This is a genomic window from Allobaculum stercoricanis DSM 13633, from assembly GCF_000384195.1.
Lineage (GTDB): Bacteria > Bacillota_I > Bacilli_A > Erysipelotrichales > Erysipelotrichaceae > Allobaculum > Allobaculum stercoricanis.
On the sequence record NZ_KB913034.1, the window covers coordinates 1,384,619 to 1,408,393 of the forward strand.

Consider the following 23,775-nt stretch of genomic DNA (forward strand, 5'->3'; position numbering starts at 1 on the left):
ATTTCATTTTCTTGTTCAGTGATTTAGGAACTTTAATTTTATCAGACATCGCTTGCTTTAGACGAAAAAAAGGTTATCTCGATCTGGTCATTGATCAAAGACAACCTTTCTATTCATATTTTTTTATTTTTTAGCATTCAGCTTGAGCTGCTTGTAAACGTTCGATAGCAACATCGATACGTTTGAGTGCTTCTTCTTTACCTAAGATGAATGCAATTTCAATTGCTCCACCTGGAGTGAATTGTTTTCCAGAAAGAGCAGTACGAACTGGCCATAAAACTTGTCCGTTTTTCATTTCTAATTCTTTTGGTAAAGCCAAAAGTGTTTCATGTACGGACTCAGCAGTCCAAGTATCCATCTGTTCTAATACCCCGCGAACAGCTTGTAAAGCAACTAAAGCTGTTTCTGGAGTGGATTTCATTTTCTTATGGCGATACATTTCAAGATCGTATTCACCTGGTTGATCAAAGAAATCTACAGATTCTTCGATTTGATTGAGCACATCGATACGAGGCTGAATAATCTTCGCAATTTCACGACGATCATATGGTCCTTGTACAGCTTTTTCTAAATATGATGCAACGGTTTCGTAATATTCGTCTTCACTCATATTGCGCAGATACATACCGTTCATCCAAGTGAGTTTATCGATATCAAAGATCGCACCAGAACGAGAAATACGTTTCACGTCGAAGACTTCGATAAGTTCTTCTAAAGAGTAAATTTCTTGTTCAGTAGGTGGTGCCCATCCTAAAAGAGCGATATAGTTGATTACTGCCTGTGGTAAATAACCTTTAGCAACTAAATCTTGGAAAGATGCGTCTCCATTTCGTTTAGATAATTTATGGAATTCATCCTTCATTACTGGTGGTACGTGTACATAAGTTGGACGTTGCCATCCATATGCGTCATAAATTAAGTTGTATTTTGGTGTAGAAGATAAGTATTCGTTACCACGAACAACATGTGTGATGTTCATTGTGTGGTCATCGATAATGTTGGCAAAGTTGTATGTTGGGAATCCATCAGATTTTAATAAGATTTGTTCATCTAATAAATCACCATCAAATTCGATGCGTCCATAAACTTCGTCATCAAAATAAGTATCTCCCACGTTTTCGATTGTTTGGCGAATAACATAAGGTTCACCTGCATCAAGACGTGATTGAATTTCTTCTTGTGATAAGTGTTTGCATGGATCTTGGAATTTAAAAGAAATTCCTAAAGATTCAGCTTCTTTTCTTTGTTCTTCGATATCTTCTTCGGAACAGAAGCAATAGTGAGCATGTCCTGTTTTTACTAATTCTTCGGCATAGCCTTTATACATTCCTAAACGCTCAGATTGAACATAAGGTCCAAAATCACCACCGATATCTGGTCCTTCATCCCAGTTCAAGCCGACTTGTTTCAATGTGTCATAAATAATATCGACAGCTCCTTCAACCTTTCTGCCTTGGTCAGTATCTTCAATTCTTAACAGAAAGTCTCCACCTTCATGTTTTGCGATGAGGTATTCGAAGAGCGCTGTTCGCAAGTTACCAATATGCATATACCCAGTTGGGGATGGTGCAAACCGCGTTCTGATTTTTTTAGTCATGAAAGAAGTCTCCTTTTCTCATTGAAAGTTTAGTTGATTCCATCGTTTTTTGCAAAAAAACAAATCATCTTTACTCTGACTTTCCTTTATACAATATAAATTTCCACAAAATTACTACACATCAAAAAAAATGATCTTTCCTCGATCAAACTTCATAACAAAAGAAAACAGTATGAAATCTTAATCGTAAAGCTCTATATTTTAAACCTGCCTCACCTCAAAGTTTTGCGGAAATTGGAGGTTTTGGCATATAAAGTTTTGCGGAAATTGGAGGTTTTGGCATATAAAGTTTTGCGGAAATTGGAGGTTTTGGCATATAAAGTTTTGCGGAAATTGGATGTGCATTTGATTTTGTCCTTAAATAAAGCTAAAATAGAATCATGAAAGAGTGGTTCAAAATGTTCAAAAGAAAAATATATAATGAGATTAAAAAATGGAAAGAAGAATCGAATGGTAGAACAGCTTTATTGATAGAAGGTGCTCGTCGTGTAGGAAAATCTACCATCGTAGAGTCATTTGCGAAAAACGAATATGCCTCATATATTTTGATTGATTTTTCTGTTGTCGGAAATGATATAAAGATCCTTTTTGATGATATGTCCAATCTAAATTATTTCTTTACTTCACTACAATTGTATTTTCGAGTGGAATTAAAAGAACGAAACTCTGTAATTATTTTTGATGAAGTGCAGTTATGCCCAAAAGCCAGACAAGCAATTAAATCTTTAGTAAAAGATGGCCGATATGATTATATTGAAACAGGATCACTTATCTCCATCAAAAAGAACGTCAAGGATATTTTGATTCCAAGTGAAGAGCAAAAGATACAAATGAATCCAATGGATTACGAAGAATTCCTTTGGGCTCTTGGAGATTTTTCGACAATGAATCTTTTACGAACTGTATTCGAATCAAGAAAGAGACTTGGAGACGATTTAAATCGTAAAATGATGCAACAGTTCAGACTTTATATGCTAGTTGGTGGAATGCCCCAGGCAGTGTATGAATACATCCAAACAAATAATTTTAAAAAAGTTGACGAAGTTAAAAGAAATATCATCTCCCTCTATGAAGATGATTTTCGAAAGATTGATTCTACCGGTCGATTGGCTATGATCTTTGAAGCTATCCCATCCCAGTTGAATAAAAAAGCCAAGGGATTCCAAACAAAAAAAGTTATAAAATCTTACAAAGTCAAAGAAGATGTAATTTTAAGTTTGATATCAGAGCTGAAAGATTCAAAAGTTGTCAATATTGCCTATCATTGCAACAACCCAGATGTTGGTTTATCTGCCAGCAAAGATTTAGATCTTTACAAATTGTATATGGCTGATACCGGGTTGTTTGTGACGATGCAATTTAAAGATAAAGATTTTACAGACAACATCATTTATGAAAAATTGTTGAGCGATAAGTTATCAGCCAATCTCGGATATCTTTATGAAAATGCTGTAGCACAAGCTATCGTTTCTTCGGGTAATCAATTGTTCTATTACACATTTACCAATGATGAAATTAAAAAGAATTATGAAATCGACTTTATCTTGTCTAAAAAGAACAAAATCTGTCCTATTGAAGTGAAATCATCAAACTATAGAAAACATATCTCCATCGATAAGTTTTATGAAAAATTCTCCAATCGAATTTTAAAACGCTATATCATTCATACCAAAGACATTTCGAAAGACAAAGATATTCAATGCATACCAATCTATTTATCTTCATTAGTATGCGAAGAATAATTTAATATAGTTATCGATAACATCAATTCATCTGCGAAAGTTAGCCAGAAGAGCTAACAACTTTCGCAGATTTTTTATTAAATTTTTATCAACATATAAATGGAGAATTCGTAACCTTAGTTTGCAGAATCAAAATTGTTCAAAGAATGACTTTTGAAATGATGAGTCTCGTCTTGTAATTATCGATGTCAGTTGCTATCACATAACTTGATCTATGGATGACCCCACTCGATTTTCCATAGAGCCTTCTTTTTATATCGTCTACCACACTTCTTTCAGTTCTATGGTTTCACTTTCCCGAAAAAGCATAGTGCCATCTCCTTTATTTCAAATTTGTGCGTCTATCCTATCAAATCGTGCCGTTAAAGCTGACACGATTATGATTCAATTATGACACGTTATATACTGAACTGTTCACATAATTATACCTAAAGAGCCGCTACAGCCCCTTCTTGCTCACAGCGTGTGAAAAGATCGGATTTTACATAGAGAATAAAAAAACGCCATTCTTGCGAATGACGTAACTTTCACATGGCTGGGGTACTTGGATTCGAACCAAGGAAATGGCAGATTCAGAGTCTGCTGCCTTACCGCTTGGCTATACCCCAATGTGCCTAGTTATATTAGCCCACTTCGATGGCAAATGCAACAACGAAATGAAAAAAAGTTATTTGGTCAAGACGATTTTTGTTATCTAATCCTTCCCCTACCCCCAAATCAAAGATCGTTGTTGGTACAATAAAAATATGAATCAAACAAGCAATGCCCAGAAAGATATCATGCAAATGCTCCATCAAGAACCGTTTTTTCTTTCTTTGCATTATGTCTATATTTTATCTTGCCATGATGGAACACTCTATACCGGCTATACCTCTAATCTAATTCGCCGTCTTCAAATGCATAATTGCGGAAAAGGAGCAAAATATACAAAGTATCGCACGCCAGTGTATTTAACTTATCATGAAGTTTATCTTTCTAAATCAGAAGCGTTAAAACGAGAATATAAAATCAAACAGCTCACTCGTCTGCAAAAGCTCGAACTGATCAAAAATCATTGTTTCTGTTTGATTGATTCTTCTTTGCAGTCCTCATTATGGCAAAAATAAAAGGAGACCTTTTACGATCTCCTTATGTTCAATTTTTATTTCATTTCTTCTAGCGCCATCATTTTCTCTTCCCACTCGTTGGTATAATGGGCAATCTCATTATGCTTTTCATCAATTGTGGCATCGAGTTCTTCCATCTTGCGGTAGTCTTGATAATATTCAGGCTCATATCGCAGCTCTCTTAACGCTTCTAACTCTTCTTGCGCTTTTTCAAGTAATTCTTCTAGTTTTGCCACGCGGTTAGTGAGTGCATTTTTTTCTTGACGCATTTGCGCTGCTGTTTTTTCCGGTGATGCCGATTTAAGTTTTTGGCTTGTTTTAGCAACAACAGCAGCTGAAGAAAGCGTTCCTGCTTTTTTGCGTTCCGCATACTGATCATATGTAAAATCAAACAACTGACTATCCTCGCCGATTTCTAAAACTTGATCCGCCATTTTCGATAAGAACATACGGTCGTGGCTAACAAACAGTAATGTTCCGTCATAATCTTTGAGTGCTTTTTCTAACGCTTCTTTTGCTGGAATATCAAGGTGGTTAGTCGGTTCGTCAAGAATCAACAAGTTATCGTGTGCCATCATCAATCTTGCTAAAGAAAGACAAACTTTTTCGCCCCCAGATAAGTCATTGACTTCTTTAAACACCTCATCTTGCGTAAATAAGAAGGCTGCTAACGTACTGCGGATTTGAGTTTGCGTACTATCAGGATTGTCATCCCATAACGTATCGAGAACCGTTTTATTCGATCGCATTGCAGCTGTTTCTTGATCAAAATAACCAATATCGATTTGATGCCCAAAATGGAATGATCCGGACAAAGGCTGTAATTGCCCCGTTAATGTTTTTAACAAAGTGGATTTTCCAATTCCATTTGGTCCAACAATCCCAATTCGATTTTGACGATGCATTTCAAAAGAGACACAAGAAAGTGGATGATCATATCCAAAACAAAGATGATCAACCTCTAAGACTTGATTGCCTCCTTTACGTGCACTCGAAAATGAAGCTTTCAATTTAGACGTATCTGTTTTGACATCTTCAATGCGCTCCATGCGATCTAAATATTTTATCTTCGATTGTGCAAAAGCTGCTTTCGTTCCCTTGTAACGGAATTTTTCAATGACGTCTTCCAAGCGTTTAATTTCTTCTTGTTGGCGAATATAAGCCTCATGATTTTTTTCAAGCCAGTCTTCTTTCGCTTGAACATAATGGGTATAGTTGCCCGGATAGCGTGTCGTTCTTCCAAATTCAATTTCTATAATTTCATCGCAAACATGATCTAAGAACATACGGTCATGGCTGACAATAATGACTGCACTTGGATAACGAGCGATATATCCTTCTAACCATTCGATTGAATCCAAATCAAGATGGTTAGTCGGTTCGTCTAGCAATAAGACATCTGGTTTTTCTAATAACAGACGAGCGAGCGCAATTCGAGTTTGTTGTCCACTAGAGAACTCATTGATCCGTTTTGATAAATCACTTTCTTCAAATCCAAAGTGATAGAACACGCTTCTTAGTTCATGTTCATAATCATAACCGCCCATTGTTTCAAAGCGATTGAGTAAGCGATCATACTTTTCGAGTGCTTTTTCACTATGATCTAAGGCAAGCAATTCTGCTTGTTCATTCACTTGTTTTTCCAGTTCTTTCAAAGGAATAAAGACTTCTTCTAAAGCCTCTAATACTGTCATTGTTTTATCATCAAAAAGCGTTTGGGAAATCGATCCGATTTTTGTCGCGTTAGGAATAATCATTTCGCCACGATCAAAATCTTCGTTTTTCGCAATGATATTGAGTAATGTTGTTTTACCACAACCATTACGACCAACTAAGCCGATTTTCTCATTCCCTTTAACTTGTAAGCTTGCACCTTGCAAGATATCGTGTGCCCCATACGATTTATACAGATTGGAAACCTGAAGTTTCATCGGTTCACATCCTTTCTGTCATAAAAGAAGAAAGTACCACAATCGATACTTTCCGTAATTTTCTATTGAATATGTTGATGTTGAAAGTCAACAAAGATGATTTTAATCGAGTTTGATCGAATTGTGAATGGATGCATAATCTAAAATTCCTTGCGCAATTCCATCCGCAATTGCATCGACATGTTCGGCATAATAAGCGTGAGATTCAATATTCGCCGTTGAAGCATAATAGAAGACAACGCTATTCATACCATATTGATCCGAGAATGCCGCATTTCCTTGCCAATGGCTCATCATCCCGGCACTCGTGACTTTTCCACCCGCTTCGCGAATTTCATCCGTCATCGAAAAACGAGTATATTGATAAGCTTGATCTTTGACGAAATCGTCATAGATATTTCCTTGTTTCAATTCCGAAGTATGACTAACGACCTGCAAAGGTGCTCCCAAGTTTTGACAAGTTGACGAAATTAGGTCCCCTAATTTCGCATTTGTAAAAGGTGAGGACACGATGTAAGGTTGTCCATAATTAGGGTTTGAATTCATCGCTAAAGTTAAAAAGACTTTTGCGTTGGCTTCATATGCTTTTGCCATTGAAGAATCGCCGCCTAAAGTTGTCGTATACGTATCTTCATCCCGTGTTAACATCACGCGAAGTCCCGCTTGTTCTAAACGCATTTTAACTAATAAAGCAAGTTGCCAACTTTGTTGAGATTCATTAAATCCATCCTCTAATGGCGCAGGTGTGATTCCATATTCATTCACCCCGCTTGTTCCCGATGGATTGATCGCAACATCGTAAACTGTTGGTAACATCTCATCTACTTTTGTCACCGTTAAATATAGATAAGCTTGATCATACACTACATTATATTTACGCAAAAATGTTGGATTGGCGATGATACGAATTTCATTCGCTTTACCATGGTCACTCATCGTATAAAAAGGATCAGACAAGAAGTACGATGGCATATATGCTCGTTTTGGTTTATATCCATCAGCCAAATAGACTTCATACACCCCTTCGTCTAAAAGCTGTAAATCAATTCCCGAATCTGCTCCTCCACTAAATGTCGCTGTAACGGTTTCATCTGTTGCAATATTGCGCAACGAACAATTTCGACCAAAAAAGCCATCCGTTTCCATTGGTTCAAACGTACGATCGTAGAACACTAATGAAGTGCCATAAACTGTATAGTCTTTGACTTCAATTTGTTCATCTTTGGCAAATTCTGCTTGCGGTAATGTCATTAAATCCCCAGGTCCTATTTGATCGAGTGCTGTCCCTGTTTGATTTTCTGGCTCACGAATCGCAAAATACCAAATTCCAAATCCTGTTGCCACAATGGCCACGGCAATCGCACAAAGAATTGCGATTGATTTTTTCTTTATTTTTTTTCTTTTCTTATTGTCTTTCCGTTCGCTTGAATTTTGCGACGGATCTTTCTTTTTGAACATCATGTTCAAAGACTAACAAAAAAAAGCGCGAAATGACCAAAAAATCAGAATTATTTCAAAACTGTATTCTTTTCCGTTTCCATTTGATCATTATCCATCGCAAACCCGGTCTATTCTTTATGTTCTGACCTTTTATTTTGTTGAAACGTAAAAAGAAAAAGAAGAATTCTTACCCTCCAATTTGTTATTGAAATGGAGATCGAACTCTTCTTTTCTGAAATATAAGTTATAAGGAATAGAGAAAAAGGAAAACAGAACATTGCTTTAAGCAATTATTTCTTCCTTTACCACTATACAAAATTTAAAAGCATAAGCCTTTTGAAACGCCCAAATATTTGATTTCTATATTGGACAATTGCTAATTCAAAAAAATGCTTAATTGATATACCAAGTAAGAACACTTAACAAAAGTTATCGATCTCTTCTACAAATAGCGAATCATATTTCAGCCCGATTTTGGCATTAATCTTCTTTCCCATATTTTTGCCAAAATCCACTTTTTCTAGGTGCGATTTTCACGTTTATTTTCGACACTAAACCACGGCTATCGCATAAGATTCCCATTGACGGTTGCTAATATACAGTCAAGGAAATCAAAGCAGCAGATTTCCAATAATTTCCTTTCTTTTTTCTCTTAAAACATAATCATACTATGGAAACTCTCGACTCGCCCTCGAGAGTTTTTATTTGTTTTATCAAAGAAATCGATATATATTGCAACTTCATATCACTCTTTCATTCAAATTCAAAAATAGCTATTGAACAAAACTCTAATTCATCAGCCTGTACGAATTAAAAACAGAGATCTTCTTTTCTTATCTTCAAATAAGGAACTGGAATCATTTTCTCTATCGAAATCATCAAGATTTTTCTTACCCACAATTTTGCCGAAATCCACTTTTTTCTTACCTAATTTTAACGTTTGTTTTCGATACTAAACCACGACAATCGCATAAGATTCCCATGAGGAATTGCTAATATACAGTCAAGGAAATCAAAGCAGTGATTTCCAATAATTTCCTTTCTTTTTTCTCTTAATATCATAAACATACAATAGAGACTCTCGATTCGCCCTCGAGAGTTTTTATTTGTTTTGGCGATTTAAAGGAATAAACTTTTCGATCCATATATCAGTAAATTGATTTTTAAGCCAAATCATAGTCTACCTATTTGGAATGAAATCTTATAAAAAAGATTAAATTATCACCTTGCCGTTCGACAAAACAAGCGAAAGCGTTTAACCCATAATTCTGCCAAAATCCACTCTTTTCTTCCCCATTTTTCACGATTATTTTTGATACTAAACCACGACTATCGCACAAGATTCCCATGAGGAATTGCTAATATACAGTCAAGGAAATCAAAGCAGCAGATTTCCTAAATTTCCTTTCTTTTTTCTCTTAAAACATAATCATACAATGGGAACTCTCGCCTCACCAACGAGAGTTTTTATTTTGTCTTGTGCTCTGAATAGATTGATCTTGATCAAATTTCAACATCTTTTTAAAAGAAACTCAGCTCTGTTTAGACATCTCCAAGGCCAAATGGACACACCCACAATTTTGCCAAAATCCACTTTTTTACCACCTATTTTTCACGTTTGTTTTTGATACTAAGCCATGGCAATCGCATAAGATTCCCATCGACGGTTGCTAATATACAATCATGGAAATCAAAGCAGCAGATTTCCAATAATTTCCTTTCTTTTTTCTCTTTATAATATAAACTTTCGATAGAAACTCTCGCCTCACCAACGAGAGTTTTTATTTTGCCTTCTTTGCGCAAATAAAAAAAGCATGAACCTAATCGTTCACGCAATACAGATCTATACAATCTAATTCTAGTTTAAAGGTAATGTAGGATGTACATAAGCCACAAATGGAGTGGAACAATTCACGCTAAAGATTGCTGTTGTAAAACCATTCCATCCGCCGTGTACAGCTTGTCCATCGCCAATATAAATTGCGACATGTCCTTGGTACACAATAATGTCACCTGGAACAGGGGTATTTGTAACTTCACCTAAAGATAAGTAACCAGCAGGTGCGCTATGGAAGTCAATACCAACTGCTTTTAAAGAGTTCGTTACTAACATCGTGCAATCTTGATTTACACCGATTTGGCTTAAAGCTGCTTGGGCAATTTTGTCATATGCTTTTGGATCTGCTTGCCCTTTGCCTGTTTGGTCGAAGTAATAGTTTCCTCTGGTTACGTCAGTTTCCATTAAACCATTTTCGTCAAAGCTATATTGGGCATCGTTGATTTTTACGATTTCGTTTTCAATCATTTCTCCCGATTCATTGAAGTAATATGTACCTGCATTAGTATTCAATAAACCAGTATGTTTACTTCCTTTATTATCTAAGTAATACGTTTTGTCATTGATTTCAGTAAAACCAGTTTTTTTCACTGCATCTTGTACTGAATTTGTTTTATATTTTGAAGAAGTGCCATCCAATCCAGAAATTGTTGCTTTTAAGCTTTTGTTCACGATTTTATTTTGATTCACTTGAGCGGCAAGCACGTTTGGATTGATCACTCCTGTTGCAAGCAAGAGAGCTGTACTAACTGAAAGAAGAGATTGAGTAAATTTTGCTTTCATTTGGTGTCCTCCTTGTCGACGAAAAATACCTTACCAATCCTCTTTTTTGAAATCAAAGCTCTTCGTTCATTTTCCTTAATAATTTCTTAAGAATTTTGTTGATCAAAAATATAAAAAAGCTTTATATAAAGCACTTCTTCAATTTTTAAGGGAAATTATGTGTTTCTTCATGAAATTTCATTATTTTTTGTTTGTTTGTCTATTGTGAACATTTTTCTGTTTTTCCTTGAAATTCGAATACAATTTCAAATTGTTTTCTTCCCATATTTAAGGCATTTTCACTCGTTTTCTCACATTTTTTGCTCGCTTTTTCATTTATTCTGCGCTCATTAGATGAACAATCCCACTCTTTCTAGGCCTTGTTAAATATTAAGAAATTATGAACAAAAGAACGCTATTTTGGTTATTTTCCCTGTCCAACAATCGAAAAAAGGCACCTGATTATACCCAATCAAATGCCTTTTTAAATCTATATTAATATTGAATTTTAAGCTTCGAATTAGAAGATTAAGTTTCTTGGCGTACGTGGATATGGTTGTACATCACGGATATTTTGAATGCCGGATAAGTACATCAACATACGGTCAAAACCTAAACCAAATCCAGAGTGAACGCATCCACCAAAACGACGTAAATCCATATACCATTGTAATGTGGATTCATCCATGCCCATTTTTTCCATTTTGTCTTTTAAGACATCATAACGTTCTTCCCTTTGGCTTCCACCAACAAGTTCACCAACATAAGGAACTAATAAGTCGCAAGCTGCAACTGTTTTTCCATCTGCATTTTCGCGCATATAGAACGCTTTAATATCTTTTGGATAGTCTGTTAAGAATACAGGGCCTTGAACGACTTTTTCGCAAATATAACGTTCGTGTTCGGATTGTAAATCCATACCCCAATAAATTTCGTTATTTTCAAAAGAACCTTTCGCTTTTTCGAGTTCTGCAATTGCTTCTGTATAAGTCATGCGTTTGAAGTCGGAATTTGCCACGCGTGTGATGCGATCGATGCAATTTTTATCAATAACGCGTTGGAAGAAATCCATTTCTTCTGGTGCATGTTCTAATACGTAATTAATGCAATATTTGATCATTTCTTCAATGACATCCATGTTGTCGGATAAATCCGCAAAAGCCAATTCTGGTTCGATCATCCAGAATTCAGAAGCATGGCGTGTTGTATTGGAGTTTTCCGCACGGAATGTTGGACCAAATGTATAAACGTTACGATAAGTTAACGCAAATGGTTCAACGTGTAACTGACCAGATACTGTTAATTGCGCATGTTTGGCAAAGAAGTCTTTTTCGTAATCTTGGTTTTTGATTGTCGTTACTGTGAAGCATTCACCAGCACCTTCAGCATCGTTTCCTGTGATTTCTGGTGTGTGAACATAAACGTATCCACGATCTTGGAAGAATGTATGGATCGCCATGGATAATACAGAGCGAACTCTAAAAATTGCATAGTAAGTGTTTGCACGAGGTCTTACATGAGGAATCTCACGTAAGAATTCGAAGCTGTGACGTTTTTTCTGTAAAGGATAATCATGATCCGCCATACCTAATACAGAAACACGTTTTGCTTCAATTTCCAAAGGTTGTTTACCGTTTGGAGTTGCTTTAACAAGTCCTTCCACTTCGATTGCTGATCCAGTTGTAATTTTACTCGCTTCAGCATAGCCTTCCATTTCTGGCGTATATACGATCTGTAAGTTAGAAAAGCAGCTTCCGTCGTTTAATTCGATAAAACTTACGTTTTTAGAATTACGATTTGTACGCACCCATCCTTGGAGTGTTACGATTTGGCCATCGTATTGTTCTACTTGTTCTTTTAATTTTTTAACGAGCATCTTAATTTCCTTTCTCTTTTTTGCATATTCAAGCGTTTGTTTTTTTACATTTAGAATTCGTGTTCAGTCTGATCCATTCATTCAAAAAAAAGCTCCTCACTATCAAATTGATAATGAGGAGCGATAATTGACCGCGGTACCATCCTGCATTCCCACATCGGGGCACTTCATTAGCCTTAACGCGGCGAACGGAACAGTCTACCATTGATCAAATTGATTTGATCAACTTCTCCAGTTCAGCTCAACAGTTGTTCATTACTGAGTTCTGCTCCGGGTTTCACCTATATCCCGTCTCTCTTTGCCAGAATGATCAGCTTTCTACTGTTTCATAGCTGTTGTTGAATTCATCGAATTCGTTGTGAATACGAGTTCTTGGATAGAAGATACCACATCTACGGCTTTAACAGCAACCCCATGTGGTACTTGGAAGTGTTGATGCGTAAAATCAACGATTCCTGTAATTCCATTTCGAATCAAACGATCGACTGTATTTTGAACATCATCTGAAATTGTTAAAATTGCAATTCGACATCCATTAGGGATTTTTTCTTCAAGTTCATCTAATGTGTAAACATCAATGCCAAATACGTTTCCTGCTTTAGCTGGATCCGCATCAAATGCACATGTAATTTCACCCACGACATAATCCCATTTGTTGTAGTTTAACAAAGCGCGACCTAAGTTCCCGGCCCCAACTAAGATGATTTTTTCATCAAAATCAACGCCAAGCTCAGAGTTGAAAATTTCAATTAATTTATCTACATCATAACCATAACCTTGTTTACCAAGCGATCCTAAAAAGGAAAAATCGCGTCGAATTGTTGTTGGTTCAATGTCTACAAAACTACTTAGTTCACGAGACATAATTTTCGAAACTCCATTTTTTTGAAGTTTGCGCAACGCTTTTAAATAGACTGGATAGCGCTGAAGCGTTGCTTTAGGTACTGGATTTTGATTTTTCATGATTTATCACCGGCATTATTTTATCATCGTTTTTTCAAGTTGTGAATTTATTATCAAAAATTTCGTGCAATTTCTTACTCTTTTCACAAATATACACTGATATTACTCTCTAATCTATTCAAAAATGTCTATTTTTCACAAAAAAATCTTCAATTTCATATTTACGTAATAAGAATTTGAAGATTTTCAGATTTATGAATTTTAATAGTGATCTTCTTGCGATTCACCTAATCTTGAATATTCTTTATTTATATTTCTAGTTGCATGACGAACTTAGTAAGTATCATCACGATCTAAATCAGAAAAATGAATCGAATCTTGATCAGACAGACGAATGATCGGTCTTGCCGCATATCCAGTTTTTTTGCGATTCGGTGCGGCTTTGCGCTCGCTTTTCACTTTTTGTGGCACAGAAGGAACAGCTTCAAAATCGATATTTTCTTTTACAATCGGATTAAATTCTTGCGTGTTTTCGACACTCTTTGTTTTAAGTTTGCTCTTTTCTTGATTCTGTTTTGCCTTTAAGATCACTTCATTTGTAAAAGCAGTTTGTGGCATGTCAACATTAGCTTGTTTTTTATAACGTTCTAATCGTTCTAGATCGATCGACACTTTAAACATTTGTCGAATCGAATGTCCATCCGGTCGCCAATATAAGTTTTGAACATCTAAGCTGCGAACAAAGCACTTGGAGTCTAGCGACATGTCATCCGTAAGTTGTTTAAGACGATAAATATAATGCTTACGATCCCACCACCAAAAGTAATACGCTAAAAAAAGCGCATAGAGAATCAAACAAAGGATTAACATCCAAAAGAAATTTGCATGCAAGATAAAAACAGAAATGGCCATCCACGCCCCTAATAAAAGCGCTAAACCTAAAATCACAAACCAAGCAATGCGACTTCTTTCTTTGGCGATCCGCATCGTTAGGCGATTTTCGATCGGCTTAAATTCTTCTTGAATTGGCATAGTAAAATCGACTGAACGAAACAACATGGCAAGGAGTGGCTTTTGTTTTGCTTGGATGAGTGCATTCATCCAAGCAAAGACACAATCGGCGCTACGTTGATTTTTCCGTTTTTGATCGATACGCGCTAAACATTTCATTGCCTTGAGCGTGCCATTAATTTGTGTTGAAGAAGAAGACATCGATTGAATGTATTCAATCAAACGAGTATTGGCTAAAGAAAAAGTAGAAATCTCATTTTGCATCCCACGTTCAATTTGACATAGTGCAATATAATCGCGATCTTTTCTCATGAAATTTTCTCCTTTCTTCTTACTCCATGTCTTTTAAAAATCCCTATGTTCTTGAGATTTAATTTTAATATTTTACCTTATTTTGAAGATTAATTCGTCATCCATCATAATGGAAATATAAATTTTCTCGTGTTTATCTAAATAAACAAAAGCATTCAGCAAATTGCCAAATGCTTATTCTTGATTGAGTTTTGTTGTTGTTGCACCTTGGAAAAAGGTTACCGGAATCATCCGTCGTATAGAATTGTTTTGCATTGTTCCCACAATTTGTTCATCTAATATTTCGACCGCATTCATTGCAATTGTTTGGACATCTTGACGAATCGAGGAGTTTTCAAACTCAGTATTGATGTAAGGTTTACCTCCATCAAACCCAATAAGTTCTACATCTTGAGGAATACGAATGCCATTGGCACGTAATTCTCTTTTAAAGTGAATTGCTGTCTCGTCTGAATAAGTAAATACACCTAGATGACCAGCACGTTGATGAATCTCGACAATATCCTTTGTAATTTTTGTTACTTCACTTTCAAACAATGCTCTCTTGCGTGAAGAAGGAACTGTATAAATATCGTATTCAACTCCAGAATCGTTACACTGATCAACAAAGCCAGCTTGTCGAGCTAACATCGGAGAATAGCGATTATTTTCCGTACCCACATAAACTAAGTGTTTACAACTACGTTTCAACAATTCCTGAGCTGCAAGTTTTCCTCCGCCATAGTTATCTGAGCTGACTAAAGGAAATAATCCTGTATCCTCTTTTTCAATCGACACGAGCGGGATATTCACTGGAACATGACTATTCAAATCTGAGTAAGAAATTGATATAATCCCCGCCACACGTTGTTCAATCGACATTTTGACATACGATTTTTCACGTTCATAGTTATTTTCCGAAATACCTAAGATCATCTTGTAATCTTTTTCGTTTAAATATCGCTGAATCCAGTACGTTAGTTCAGAAAAGAACGGTGACCAGACCGTTGGCAAAACAAACGCTACACATTTTGACTCATTCATCTTTAATGCTCGAGCCGCATCATTTCTAACAAAATGTAATTTAGCAATTGATTTTTTTACTTTTTCTTCAATGTCAGGACGAACCTTTTTTCCATTAAGATAATTTGAGACTGTCGCAACAGATACATTTGCATCTTTAGCGACATCTTTCATGTTAGCCAATCAAATACGCCCGCCCTTCATAAGGCTGCAAGTAAAGCGTATGATTTAATTCATTCGAATCTAATGAATAGTTGCCGATCAATAATTCTCCATTTTCGAATTGAATGGGGAGATTATATTTGATCCGTTTATTCGCAAAAGAAAGAACAATTAAAATCTTCTTGTTATCCTTTTCGCGCATAAAGCTGATGACATCAGAATCATTGGTTTCTACGATTTGATAATCACCATCAATCAGTACATCATTTGTTTTTCTCAGTTCAATTAACTTTTGGTAGAATCGATAAATCGAGTCTTCACTTGCAAGATCTTTTTCTACATTGATTTTATCATAATTCGAGTTTAGAGCAATCCATGGCTCTGATTGGCAAAACCCTGCATTTTTCTGATTGTTCCATTGCATTGGTGTTCTAGCATTATCGCGTGTTTTCCATTTCACCATTGCAAAAGCTTGATCATCCTCTACTCCTAAACTTTTAAGCAATTCATAAGTGTTGTACGCTTCTAAATCACGCATCTCTGACATCGATTTGAAATCGACATTCGTCATACCAATTTCTTCACCTTGATAAACAAATGGGGTCCCTCTTTGCATGATTGTCAGCATAGCTAACATTTGCGCTGACTTTACACGATATTTTCCTTCATCGCCGAAACGAGAAACAATACGAGGTTGATCATGGTTTCCAAGATAATTTGAATTCCAAGAAAGTCCTTTTTGCCAATGGTCAAGATCTCGACGCAAATCACTCAATTTAAATGCAATATCGGAATAACGACCATATTCTCCATAGTCAACATGCATATGTTCAAATTGAAAGATCATATCGAGTTCTTCACGTTTTGGATCAACATATAATTGACCTTGCTCAACATCAGTATGCGGTGTTTCACCAATTGTAAAAAGGTTATATGGTTTTAAAACTCTCTCATACATTTCATGTAAATATTCATGAAGATGCTCCCCATTTGTGATTCCTTGGTAATAAGCACCGTATTTTTTATTATCCAAAAGAGGTGCATCTTCAAATTCATCAGGCTTTGAAATCAAACTAATGGAATCCATCCGAAAGCCATCAACACCTTTTTTGGCCCAAAATTCCATCGTTTCATACACTGCTTCTCGGAGCGCTTTACTTTTCCAGTTCAAATCTGGCTGCTCTTTTGCGAATAAGTGTAAGTAGTATTGATTGCGTTCTGGACAATATTCCCAAGCTGAGCCGCCAAATACAGATCCATGATTGGATGGTTCTGAGCCATCGGCTTTCGGATCTTTCCAAATATAGTAATCTGAAAATTCATTATCTCTGCTTTGTTTTGAGGCTTCAAACCATGCATGTTTATCGGAAGTATGGTTAACGACTAAATCCAGGACAATCTTGATTCCCTTTTCGTGGGCTTTTTCGAGCAATTCATCCATATCAGCCATTGTTCCATAAACATCCGCAATCTTTTTATAATCAGCAATATCATAACCATTGTCGACCATTGGTGATTCAAAAATCGGAGTGAGCCATAAAATGTTTACGCCTAGATCTTTCAAGTAATCTAATTTTTCAATCAACCCTTGTAAATCGCCAATCCCGTCGTTATTGGAGTCATTAAAACTTTGAACATAAACCTCGTAAACTACGCCCGTTTTCTTTTCTCTATTCATCTTCATCATCCTCGTTCGTTGCAGTTAAAAGAAGATTGACGTATTTCACTTGATCTTGTGCTTCTTTGACGATCTCTTGAATACGATCACTACTCATATATTCGTGACAAGGTTCCATGCTAAAAGCCATAGCAAGTGGCAAGTTCATCCCTGCAACTAAATGAGTATGAGGACGAGAACTATACGGTACAAACTTTTGGTTCACGGATCCAGCCAATAAATCCGTTAATATCACAACTTCGTCTTCTACAGAAATTTCATTAAAGATTTGTTCGATTTGCTCATCAATTGGTTTGTTGTCTACATAGGCAGTGATGACTGTAAACTGCTCCTGTTCACCTTGAAAAAACTGTAACGTTTTTGCAATACCATCTGAGAGCATAGAATGACTAGCAATAATAATTCTTCTTTTCATATTATTCCTCATTAATTAAGCGATTCCTAAGATTCCTGTAGCCGCACCGACTAATGAAATTACAATGATGAGTAAGATGATTTTTGTTGGAGTCCAGTTTTTCTTACCAAGTAAGTAGTAAACGAGTAGCGTTAATCCTACAGGCAATAGAGCAGGCATGATTTTATCGAAAATTTCTGTTTGTACGGACAATACGACATCACCTGTCGAAAATTCAAGAGGGGTAATCATTTTCACTACTGTAGGAATCAAAGATCCAACGACCATTAAGCCCATTACAGAAACAGCATCAGTAAAGCTGCTAATTTGTTTTCCTAAAGATGTAATCAACTTTGTACCAGATTCGTATCCAACTTTACAAAGCCACATTTTTAACCAATAGAATGCAATATACATTACCATCCATAAAATAGCGCCCATCGCATTGCCTTGTAATGCCATGTAACCTGCAATTGAACCCATGATAGTCGGAATTAAAATCCAAAATACAGAGTCACCAACACCGGAGAGTGGTCCCATTAAAGATGTTTTTAAAGATTGAACTGCTTCTTTTGCTTTCAAGCCATCTTTTTCTTCCATTGCCAATGTTGCACCCAAAATGATATTGGCCATTTGTGGGGTAGCATTAAAATATTTGTAATGATTTTCCATTGCTTCAATATATTCTTCATCATTAGGATAAATCTTACGTAAAGCTTTGCGCATCGCAAACACGACTGCAGGAGCCTGTTGGCTCTCATAGTTATAACCAAGACCAGCACCAAAGATCCATCTTCTAAACATGCTTTTGCGATCTTTTTCTGTTAATTTACTCATCAAAATCATCTCCTTCACTTGCATTTCCTTCTGTTTCTACAAATAATTCTTCACTCTTTTGAACATTATTCGAATAAATGATGTATGCAGCTGCTGCACCAAGTAATGCGATTCCCAGTACAGGTACATTTAAATATGCGGAAACAACATAACCAATAATTAAGAACGACATATATTTTTTAACAGGCATATAGCGTAATAATAAGCCAATCCCCACAACTGGAAGCATACCGCCGGCAATCTGTAGTCCGTTTGTAAACCAAACAGGAATAACTTGTAATACCAAATCAACGATTGGTGTTCCAAATAAAACAACTAATGTAACTGGAATTACGTACTTCATCATCCAAGTGACAACGGTTAAATAGAAAACACCATCCATTTTGTTAAATTGTTTATTCTGTAACAGTTTGAGCGACCAATGAGCGTACACGTTATTGATCATTTTCAAAACAACATCTAATTGTAAAGTCAACATCCCAACAGGTAGACCTACTGCAATTGCTGTTCCTGTGTCTGCCCCAGTGCGAACAGCAAGGAAAATACTTACGATTGTGGCTACCCCGTATTCAGGAACAGAGGATCCTCCAATTCCCGCAACACCAAGCGACATCAATTGAAGTGTTCCACCAATTACTAGTCCTGTCGTTACATCTCCCATGACCAATCCAACTAATAATCCAATCGTAACAGGCCAGTTCCCTGTGATTTGGTTTCCGGTCCCGTTATCCCAAGCCATGTAGGCTGCAATCAAAATCACTAAGATATCTTGGATAAAATTCATCTTTATTTCCCTCCTTTAGTCAATAAATCATCTAGTTCAACTTTTTCTTCTTCAGGTGTGTATTGGGCATAAACAGAAACACCTAGTTTTTTAATTTCTTCTAAATCTGCAATTTCTTTTTCATCTAATGCAATACGGGATGAAAATGGTTTACGTTGATCTCTTTCAAACATCGCTCCTAAATCAACTGCTGGTATTTCAACACCACCCTTGAGCATATTCAAAAGCGTTTCTGGTTGTTTGACCAAAACAAATACAGTATGTGAGTCATATTTTCCTGCATTGAAATTGGCAATTGCTGTTTGCGTGTTAATAATCGACATTCCTGTCCCGGATGGTTTGCTCATTCTCATCGTGGACTTAATCATTTCATTTTCACTAATTTCATCATCCACGACCATGTAACGCTTTGGATTCAATGCACGATTCCATTGATTGACGGTCACACCATGAACTAATCTCTCATCAACTCTAGCTAAAACAATAGGCATACTTTCTTTTCTCCTTATTTTTAAACGTTTATATATAAAACCTTTATACACTTTATATATCAATGTTTTAAGAACTTTAAACGTTTAAAGTTTATCGACAATTGAATCATACAATTCGCAAGCTATTATTGCAAGCACTTTCTTATTTTTTTAATTCAAATTCTTAAGCAATTAAAATCTAAAGAATACGACAAAACAAATTGCCCAAAAAACCTTCAAATTTCAAATACAGTTTTTGAAATTTGAAGGTTCAATCTATATGTTCTAGTTGTATATGAACAAAAAAAATAACCATACAGTCGGGCTCTACCACTCCTGATGTAACCGAGTGAATTTGATCACTCGGTCTTTTTTCTCTTGCTATACTGAAATTAGCGGAAGAGATCGTTGCTTTTTTGAGATTTGATCTCGCAAAAAAAATTGATAGAAGATCTTCTGTATGCACCACTGACTGTTTCGAAACAGAACGAATAATTCGCCCTGCTCGAGAACGTAGAAAAAAATATTAATTCGCAGAAGATCGGCCGCTTTTCTATTTTTGGAGGTAATTATGGAAAGACTATATGCGGTTTGTTGTGGTATCGATGTTCACAAAAAGATTTTGGTTGCTTGTTTGAGAACGAAACAATCTACTGAAATTCGTTCTTTTGGTGCATCAACTCAAGATCTTCTTGATCTTGTGGATTGGTTAACAGCCAATCAATGCGAAGCTGTAGCGATGGAAAGTACAGCTTCATATTGGAAGCCTGTTTTTAATATTCTTGAAGGCTATGATTTAAACCCAATGGTTGTCAATGCTCAACACATGAAACAAGTTCCTGGACGAAAAACAGATGTAAAAGATGCTGAATGGATTTCTGATCTGTTAATGAATGGACTTCTTAAACCGAGTTTTATTCCAAATAGACGTCAAAGAGAACTTCGCGAACTTGAACTATGTAGATACAGAAAATCATTGATCGTTGATTTAGGTGCTGAAAAGAATCGACTTCAGAAAATGTTAGAAGGAGCGAATATCAAACTATCTGGGACAATATCCGATATTAATGGTAAGAGTGGAAAAGCTCTTCTTGACTATATTGTTTCTGGCGAAATTTTTGACGACGAAGCTTATGAACGACTTCTTGCAGAAAAGTTGATTTCCAAACGATTAAAAGCACCTAAAAAACAATTGATCAAAGATATGCAAGGTTGTATCAGCCCAATTCAGGCAAAGATGATCAAAGTGATTCGAACTCATATTTCAGAACTTGAAGCGCACATCAAAGAACTGAATGACGACATTTCAAATCATCTAAACGAAGAAGAAGAAAACGCAGTTGAATTAATCAAAGACATCCCTGGTATTTCAGATACGAGTGCACAAACGATCGTTTCAATCATTGGAACAGATATGTCGCGCTTTCCAACAAGCGGAGCTTTGTGTTCATGGGGTGGACTATGTCCTGGAAATCATGAAAGCGCTGGGAAACGAAAGAATGGAAGAACAAACAAGGGAAATAAACTCTTAAGAAGTACTTTAGTTGTCTGTGCTCACTCAGCTGTGTTGAAAAAAGATTCTTACTTTGGAGAAATGTATAAACGGATTGCCTCACATAGAGGAAGGAAAAGAGCTATTGTTGCAGTTGCACACGCAATATTACAAATCATTTGGCAACTACTCAAAAAGAATGAGAGATATGAAGATTTAGGCTCAGATTACTTTGAAAAGAAAAATCACAAAAATAAGTTAGTATCAACTTTAAAGAGGCTTGAAAATTTTGGAATAACTCTCATGCCAGAACAACTGGCACAAGTAGCCTTCTAGAATTTTACTATTTTATTTTTTCAAAAACGTCAGGGATTTTGTGCGCTTTTTTCTAAAACGTTCGATTTGGTTACAGAAAAAAGCACCTGTTTGATCTTTTAGATCTATGCAGGTGCTCATACTCAGAATTTATAAAATCTATTTTGTCTTACTCTAAGCCAATTTCCTGGTTAGCTTGATGCCATTCTTGTTTGCGCAATCGCCGTAATAAAATTGCGGATAAATAAGCGATACATAATCCCGAAACTACTGAAAGCGCACTTAGAATTGGAGCAAGCGTTGCCATGAAAAATTGGGCATAAATGAATGTGATGGCGATAATTTGACCAAACGTATGGCATACAGCGCCCGCTGTTGAAACGCCATAAATGGAGAAGCGTTTGGTGTTTTTTGTCAAAATCATCGCAATACAAGAAAAGAAACATCCTGTGAACGATAAAACAAACGACACAGAAAATAAGGTTCCTGTTGCTAAAGCAGAAATAAAGACGCGAAGTGCTGTCACAATCACCATTTCTTTATTGCCATAGGCATAAAGCGCAAATAATCCCGCAATATTGGCCAAACCAATTTTATAACCCGGGATCATGACGAAGATCGGAAAGAACGATTCAATGAGCTGCATCAAAATTCCGACCGCTACTAAAAGCGAGAGCGTAGTAAGTTTTCGACCTTGATTTCTCATTATTGAATCACCGTATCTTCCATTGGCTTGCCGTTGGCATCTTCGATTGTGATGACTGTTTCATTCGGTAAACAAACAATCGGTACGACGCCACTATCCACAAAGCCTTGTTTTGAACAATAGTGCTTCGGTGAGTTTTCTTGGCTCACTTTCACTTGATGATCTTTCACAATAATATGTACTGGTCCAAGTGTTCCTTGCACTTCATATTCACCATCTTGTGCTAAATCTAATCGCATCTTTTCTTCATTTCGAACTTTCACGACCGCATAAGCGCCTTGAGATGAGACAAAAAAGAGTGGAATCAATAAGACAATCGATAAGATCAAACATAATGTAATTAATATTTTGTCTGCTCGCGTCATGGTTTTACCGTCACTTTCAAAGAACGTGTCAGCGCGTTGCCAAAACGATCGCGAATTTTAACTTCGATATCGTGTTCGCCAGCTTCAGTCCATATATTTTGGTTCATTTCATAGTAAACGCCCGATAAATCTGTTCCCCCATAAAACGCTTGCCAATCGGGTTGCTGGCCCCAATCCACAGTAACTTCGCTTGGTGTGGATTGTAGCGTTGGCGGTTGCGTATCTTTGACTTTGATTACAAAAGGCGTTTCTTCACGACCTTCTTTCATCACAAAATCATAAGTTCCGACACCTAAATAATCTAACGAAACTGAAACGAAACGATTTTCTAAAATGGTAATCCCTGGGGTTTGCGGTTCTACACTAAGCTTGGATACATCGATCTGATCCGGATCATTAATATATAAAGCAGGATTGGCGTAAACATCCGTTCCTAGTTCCATCACAAATGTTTGATTGGTCAGTTCAAAATCTTGATGACAACCTGCTAAAAGCACGGTTAAAAGCAAAGCGAATCCACTACAAGCAAGGAGTGAAATGATCGTAAATCGGCCCGCAAACGTCGTAAAGATCGGATATTGTGACCAAGAAATAATCGTATCGTGTAGGATGTCGATCCATTCTTGGAGCGAACGTTTTTGTTTTTGCACTTGTAGCGCTTGTCGGCGCAAAGATCGCTGCAATTTGACTGGCTCTTCTGTTTCTAAAGACGTTTCATTATCCGTTTGATCATCTTCTAAATTTTGTTCAGATTTGATTTCATATTGATTATCTTGTTCTAAAAGTGATTCAAGTATGGTCTGTTCAAGCGATTTAGAATCTGCGTTTTCTCCTTGTAATTGGATAGAATCATCTTCTTTAGAATCATAAAAAGACAAGATGTCTTGCTCTTGTTGGACAAGTTCAACATTGTCTTTCGGTTTCACTTTTTGAAGATCATCTTGTTGAACAAGACGATCTGGCGTTTGGGATTGAATAGAAGGATTGCTTGTTGACTTGTTGTGTTGATGTTTTCTCTTCACTTTTTTCATACTGTTCCTCCTATCTATTTCC

19 protein-coding genes and 1 tRNA gene are annotated in these 23,775 nt (G+C 36.3%); 3 read left to right on the top strand and 17 right to left on the bottom strand.

What is annotated here, in order from left to right; translation table 11 throughout:
• Window positions 1–130: 130 nt before the first annotated feature.
• Entirely contained in the window at window positions 131–1,597 is a 1,467-nt protein-coding gene (gene gltX, locus ALLST_RS0106395; protein WP_019893297.1) for a glutamate--tRNA ligase, read from the bottom strand.
• 398 nt (window positions 1,598–1,995) lie between these two features.
• Between gltX and ALLST_RS0106405 the strand changes: the two genes are divergently transcribed.
• The gene (locus ALLST_RS0106405; RefSeq protein WP_019893300.1) at window positions 1,996–3,339 is read left to right on the top strand and encodes an ATP-binding protein; all 1,344 of its coding nucleotides are present in this window, start codon (window positions 1,996–1,998) and stop codon (window positions 3,337–3,339) included.
• Window positions 3,340–3,871: 532 nt separating this feature from the next.
• On the opposite strand, the gene ALLST_RS0106410 is transcribed toward ALLST_RS0106405, so the two are convergent.
• Window positions 3,872–3,947: transfer RNA gene (locus ALLST_RS0106410), tRNA-Gln, on the bottom strand.
• A 138-nt stretch (window positions 3,948–4,085) separates the two neighbouring features.
• On the opposite strand from ALLST_RS0106410, the gene ALLST_RS10325 reads away from it, so the two are divergent.
• Window positions 4,086–4,445: a GIY-YIG nuclease family protein gene (locus ALLST_RS10325; RefSeq protein ID WP_342662495.1), complete on the top strand. Its 360-nt coding sequence runs from the start codon at window positions 4,086–4,088 to the stop codon at window positions 4,443–4,445.
• A 35-nt stretch (window positions 4,446–4,480) separates the two neighbouring features.
• Here the strand turns inward: ALLST_RS10325 and abc-f are convergent, their stop codons facing one another.
• The 12 genes from abc-f to ALLST_RS0106480 all read right to left on the bottom strand — a co-directional run bounded on the left by abc-f (window position 4,481) and on the right by ALLST_RS0106480 (window position 19,865).
• Window positions 4,481–6,376: a ribosomal protection-like ABC-F family protein gene (gene abc-f / locus ALLST_RS0106425; RefSeq protein ID WP_019893305.1), complete on the bottom strand. Its 1,896-nt coding sequence runs from the start codon at window positions 6,374–6,376 to the stop codon at window positions 4,481–4,483.
• A gap of 102 nt (window positions 6,377–6,478) precedes the next feature.
• The gene (locus ALLST_RS0106430; protein WP_083922024.1) at window positions 6,479–7,837 is read right to left on the bottom strand and encodes an N-acetylmuramoyl-L-alanine amidase; all 1,359 of its coding nucleotides are present in this window, start codon (window positions 7,835–7,837) and stop codon (window positions 6,479–6,481) included.
• 1,837 nt (window positions 7,838–9,674) lie between these two features.
• Window positions 9,675–10,436 carry an NlpC/P60 family protein gene (locus ALLST_RS11080; RefSeq protein ID WP_019893307.1) on the bottom strand — a complete coding sequence of 254 codons (762 nt, stop codon included), beginning with the start codon at window positions 10,434–10,436 and terminating at the stop codon, window positions 9,675–9,677.
• Window positions 10,437–10,935: 499 nt separating this feature from the next.
• Entirely contained in the window at window positions 10,936–12,291 is a 1,356-nt protein-coding gene (asnS, locus tag ALLST_RS0106440) for an asparagine--tRNA ligase (protein WP_019893308.1), read from the bottom strand.
• A 318-nt stretch (window positions 12,292–12,609) separates the two neighbouring features.
• Window positions 12,610–13,254: a redox-sensing transcriptional repressor Rex gene (locus tag ALLST_RS0106445; RefSeq protein ID WP_019893309.1), complete on the bottom strand. Its 645-nt coding sequence runs from the start codon at window positions 13,252–13,254 to the stop codon at window positions 12,610–12,612.
• A gap of 273 nt (window positions 13,255–13,527) precedes the next feature.
• The gene (locus tag ALLST_RS0106450; RefSeq protein ID WP_019893310.1) at window positions 13,528–14,517 is read right to left on the bottom strand and encodes a hypothetical protein; all 990 of its coding nucleotides are present in this window, start codon (window positions 14,515–14,517) and stop codon (window positions 13,528–13,530) included.
• Window positions 14,518–14,691: 174 nt separating this feature from the next.
• A complete protein-coding gene (locus ALLST_RS0106455; RefSeq protein WP_019893311.1) occupies window positions 14,692–15,693 on the bottom strand; it encodes a LacI family DNA-binding transcriptional regulator in 1,002 nt (333 codons plus the stop codon).
• A 1-nt stretch (window position 15,694) separates the two neighbouring features.
• Window positions 15,695–17,359, bottom strand: coding sequence for a glycoside hydrolase family 13 protein (locus ALLST_RS0106460; protein ID WP_019893312.1), 1,665 nt, complete (start codon window positions 17,357–17,359; stop codon window positions 15,695–15,697).
• On the bottom strand, window positions 17,352–17,774 hold the full coding sequence (locus ALLST_RS0106465; protein WP_019893313.1) for a PTS sugar transporter subunit IIA: 423 nt from the start codon (window positions 17,772–17,774) through the stop codon (window positions 17,352–17,354). Before ALLST_RS0106465 ends, ALLST_RS0106460 begins: the two co-directional genes overlap by 8 nt.
• Window positions 17,775–17,789: 15 nt before the next feature.
• Window positions 17,790–18,590: a PTS system mannose/fructose/sorbose family transporter subunit IID gene (locus ALLST_RS0106470; protein ID WP_019893314.1), complete on the bottom strand. Its 801-nt coding sequence runs from the start codon at window positions 18,588–18,590 to the stop codon at window positions 17,790–17,792.
• Window positions 18,583–19,374: a PTS mannose/fructose/sorbose/N-acetylgalactosamine transporter subunit IIC gene (locus ALLST_RS0106475; protein WP_019893315.1), complete on the bottom strand. Its 792-nt coding sequence runs from the start codon at window positions 19,372–19,374 to the stop codon at window positions 18,583–18,585. The genes ALLST_RS0106470 and ALLST_RS0106475 overlap by 8 nt, the downstream gene beginning before the upstream one ends.
• A gap of 2 nt (window positions 19,375–19,376) precedes the next feature.
• Window positions 19,377–19,865: a PTS sugar transporter subunit IIB gene (locus ALLST_RS0106480; protein ID WP_019893316.1), complete on the bottom strand. Its 489-nt coding sequence runs from the start codon at window positions 19,863–19,865 to the stop codon at window positions 19,377–19,379.
• A 550-nt stretch (window positions 19,866–20,415) separates the two neighbouring features.
• Between ALLST_RS0106480 and ALLST_RS0106485 the strand changes: the two genes are divergently transcribed.
• Entirely contained in the window at window positions 20,416–21,672 is a 1,257-nt protein-coding gene (locus ALLST_RS0106485; protein WP_019893317.1) for an IS110 family RNA-guided transposase, read from the top strand.
• 148 nt (window positions 21,673–21,820) lie between these two features.
• Here ALLST_RS0106485 and ALLST_RS0106490 read toward each other — a convergent pair whose 3' ends face one another.
• Genes ALLST_RS0106490 through ALLST_RS11085 form a run of 3 tightly spaced genes read right to left on the bottom strand, consistent with a single transcriptional unit; the run spans window position 21,821 to window position 23,753 of the window.
• Window positions 21,821–22,357: a Gx transporter family protein gene (locus tag ALLST_RS0106490; protein ID WP_019893318.1), complete on the bottom strand. Its 537-nt coding sequence runs from the start codon at window positions 22,355–22,357 to the stop codon at window positions 21,821–21,823.
• Window positions 22,357–22,722 carry a NusG domain II-containing protein gene (locus ALLST_RS0106495; RefSeq protein ID WP_019893320.1) on the bottom strand — a complete coding sequence of 122 codons (366 nt, stop codon included), beginning with the start codon at window positions 22,720–22,722 and terminating at the stop codon, window positions 22,357–22,359. The genes ALLST_RS0106490 and ALLST_RS0106495 overlap by 1 nt, the downstream gene beginning before the upstream one ends.
• Window positions 22,719–23,753 (bottom strand): hypothetical protein, encoded by a 1,035-nt coding sequence (locus ALLST_RS11085; protein WP_019893321.1) that lies wholly within the window; start codon window positions 23,751–23,753, stop codon window positions 22,719–22,721. The genes ALLST_RS0106495 and ALLST_RS11085 overlap by 4 nt, the downstream gene beginning before the upstream one ends.
• Window positions 23,754–23,775 lie beyond the last annotated feature (22 nt).

Coding starts and splice junctions, on each gene's coding strand:
- gltX (WP_019893297.1), bottom strand. CDS start 1,597: ATGACTAAAAAAATCAGAACGCGGTTTGCACCATCCCCAACTGGGTAT.
- ALLST_RS0106405 (WP_019893300.1), top strand. CDS start 1,996: ATGTTCAAAAGAAAAATATATAATGAGATTAAAAAATGGAAAGAAGAA.
- ALLST_RS10325 (WP_342662495.1), top strand. CDS start 4,086: ATGAATCAAACAAGCAATGCCCAGAAAGATATCATGCAAATGCTCCAT.
- abc-f (WP_019893305.1), bottom strand. CDS start 6,376: ATGAAACTTCAGGTTTCCAATCTGTATAAATCGTATGGGGCACACGAT.
- ALLST_RS0106430 (WP_083922024.1), bottom strand. CDS start 7,837: ATGATGTTCAAAAAGAAAGATCCGTCGCAAAATTCAAGCGAACGGAAA.
- ALLST_RS11080 (WP_019893307.1), bottom strand. CDS start 10,436: ATGAAAGCAAAATTTACTCAATCTCTTCTTTCAGTTAGTACAGCTCTC.
- asnS (WP_019893308.1), bottom strand. CDS start 12,291: ATGCTCGTTAAAAAATTAAAAGAACAAGTAGAACAATACGATGGCCAA.
- ALLST_RS0106445 (WP_019893309.1), bottom strand. CDS start 13,254: ATGAAAAATCAAAATCCAGTACCTAAAGCAACGCTTCAGCGCTATCCA.
- ALLST_RS0106450 (WP_019893310.1), bottom strand. CDS start 14,517: ATGAGAAAAGATCGCGATTATATTGCACTATGTCAAATTGAACGTGGG.
- ALLST_RS0106455 (WP_019893311.1), bottom strand. CDS start 15,693: ATGAAAGATGTCGCTAAAGATGCAAATGTATCTGTTGCGACAGTCTCA.
- ALLST_RS0106460 (WP_019893312.1), bottom strand. CDS start 17,359: ATGAATAGAGAAAAGAAAACGGGCGTAGTTTACGAGGTTTATGTTCAA.
- ALLST_RS0106465 (WP_019893313.1), bottom strand. CDS start 17,774: ATGAAAAGAAGAATTATTATTGCTAGTCATTCTATGCTCTCAGATGGT.
- ALLST_RS0106470 (WP_019893314.1), bottom strand. CDS start 18,590: ATGAGTAAATTAACAGAAAAAGATCGCAAAAGCATGTTTAGAAGATGG.
- ALLST_RS0106475 (WP_019893315.1), bottom strand. CDS start 19,374: ATGAATTTTATCCAAGATATCTTAGTGATTTTGATTGCAGCCTACATG.
- ALLST_RS0106480 (WP_019893316.1), bottom strand. CDS start 19,865: ATGCCTATTGTTTTAGCTAGAGTTGATGAGAGATTAGTTCATGGTGTG.
- ALLST_RS0106485 (WP_019893317.1), top strand. CDS start 20,416: ATGGAAAGACTATATGCGGTTTGTTGTGGTATCGATGTTCACAAAAAG.
- ALLST_RS0106490 (WP_019893318.1), bottom strand. CDS start 22,357: ATGAGAAATCAAGGTCGAAAACTTACTACGCTCTCGCTTTTAGTAGCG.
- ALLST_RS0106495 (WP_019893320.1), bottom strand. CDS start 22,722: ATGACGCGAGCAGACAAAATATTAATTACATTATGTTTGATCTTATCG.
- ALLST_RS11085 (WP_019893321.1), bottom strand. CDS start 23,753: ATGAAAAAAGTGAAGAGAAAACATCAACACAACAAGTCAACAAGCAAT.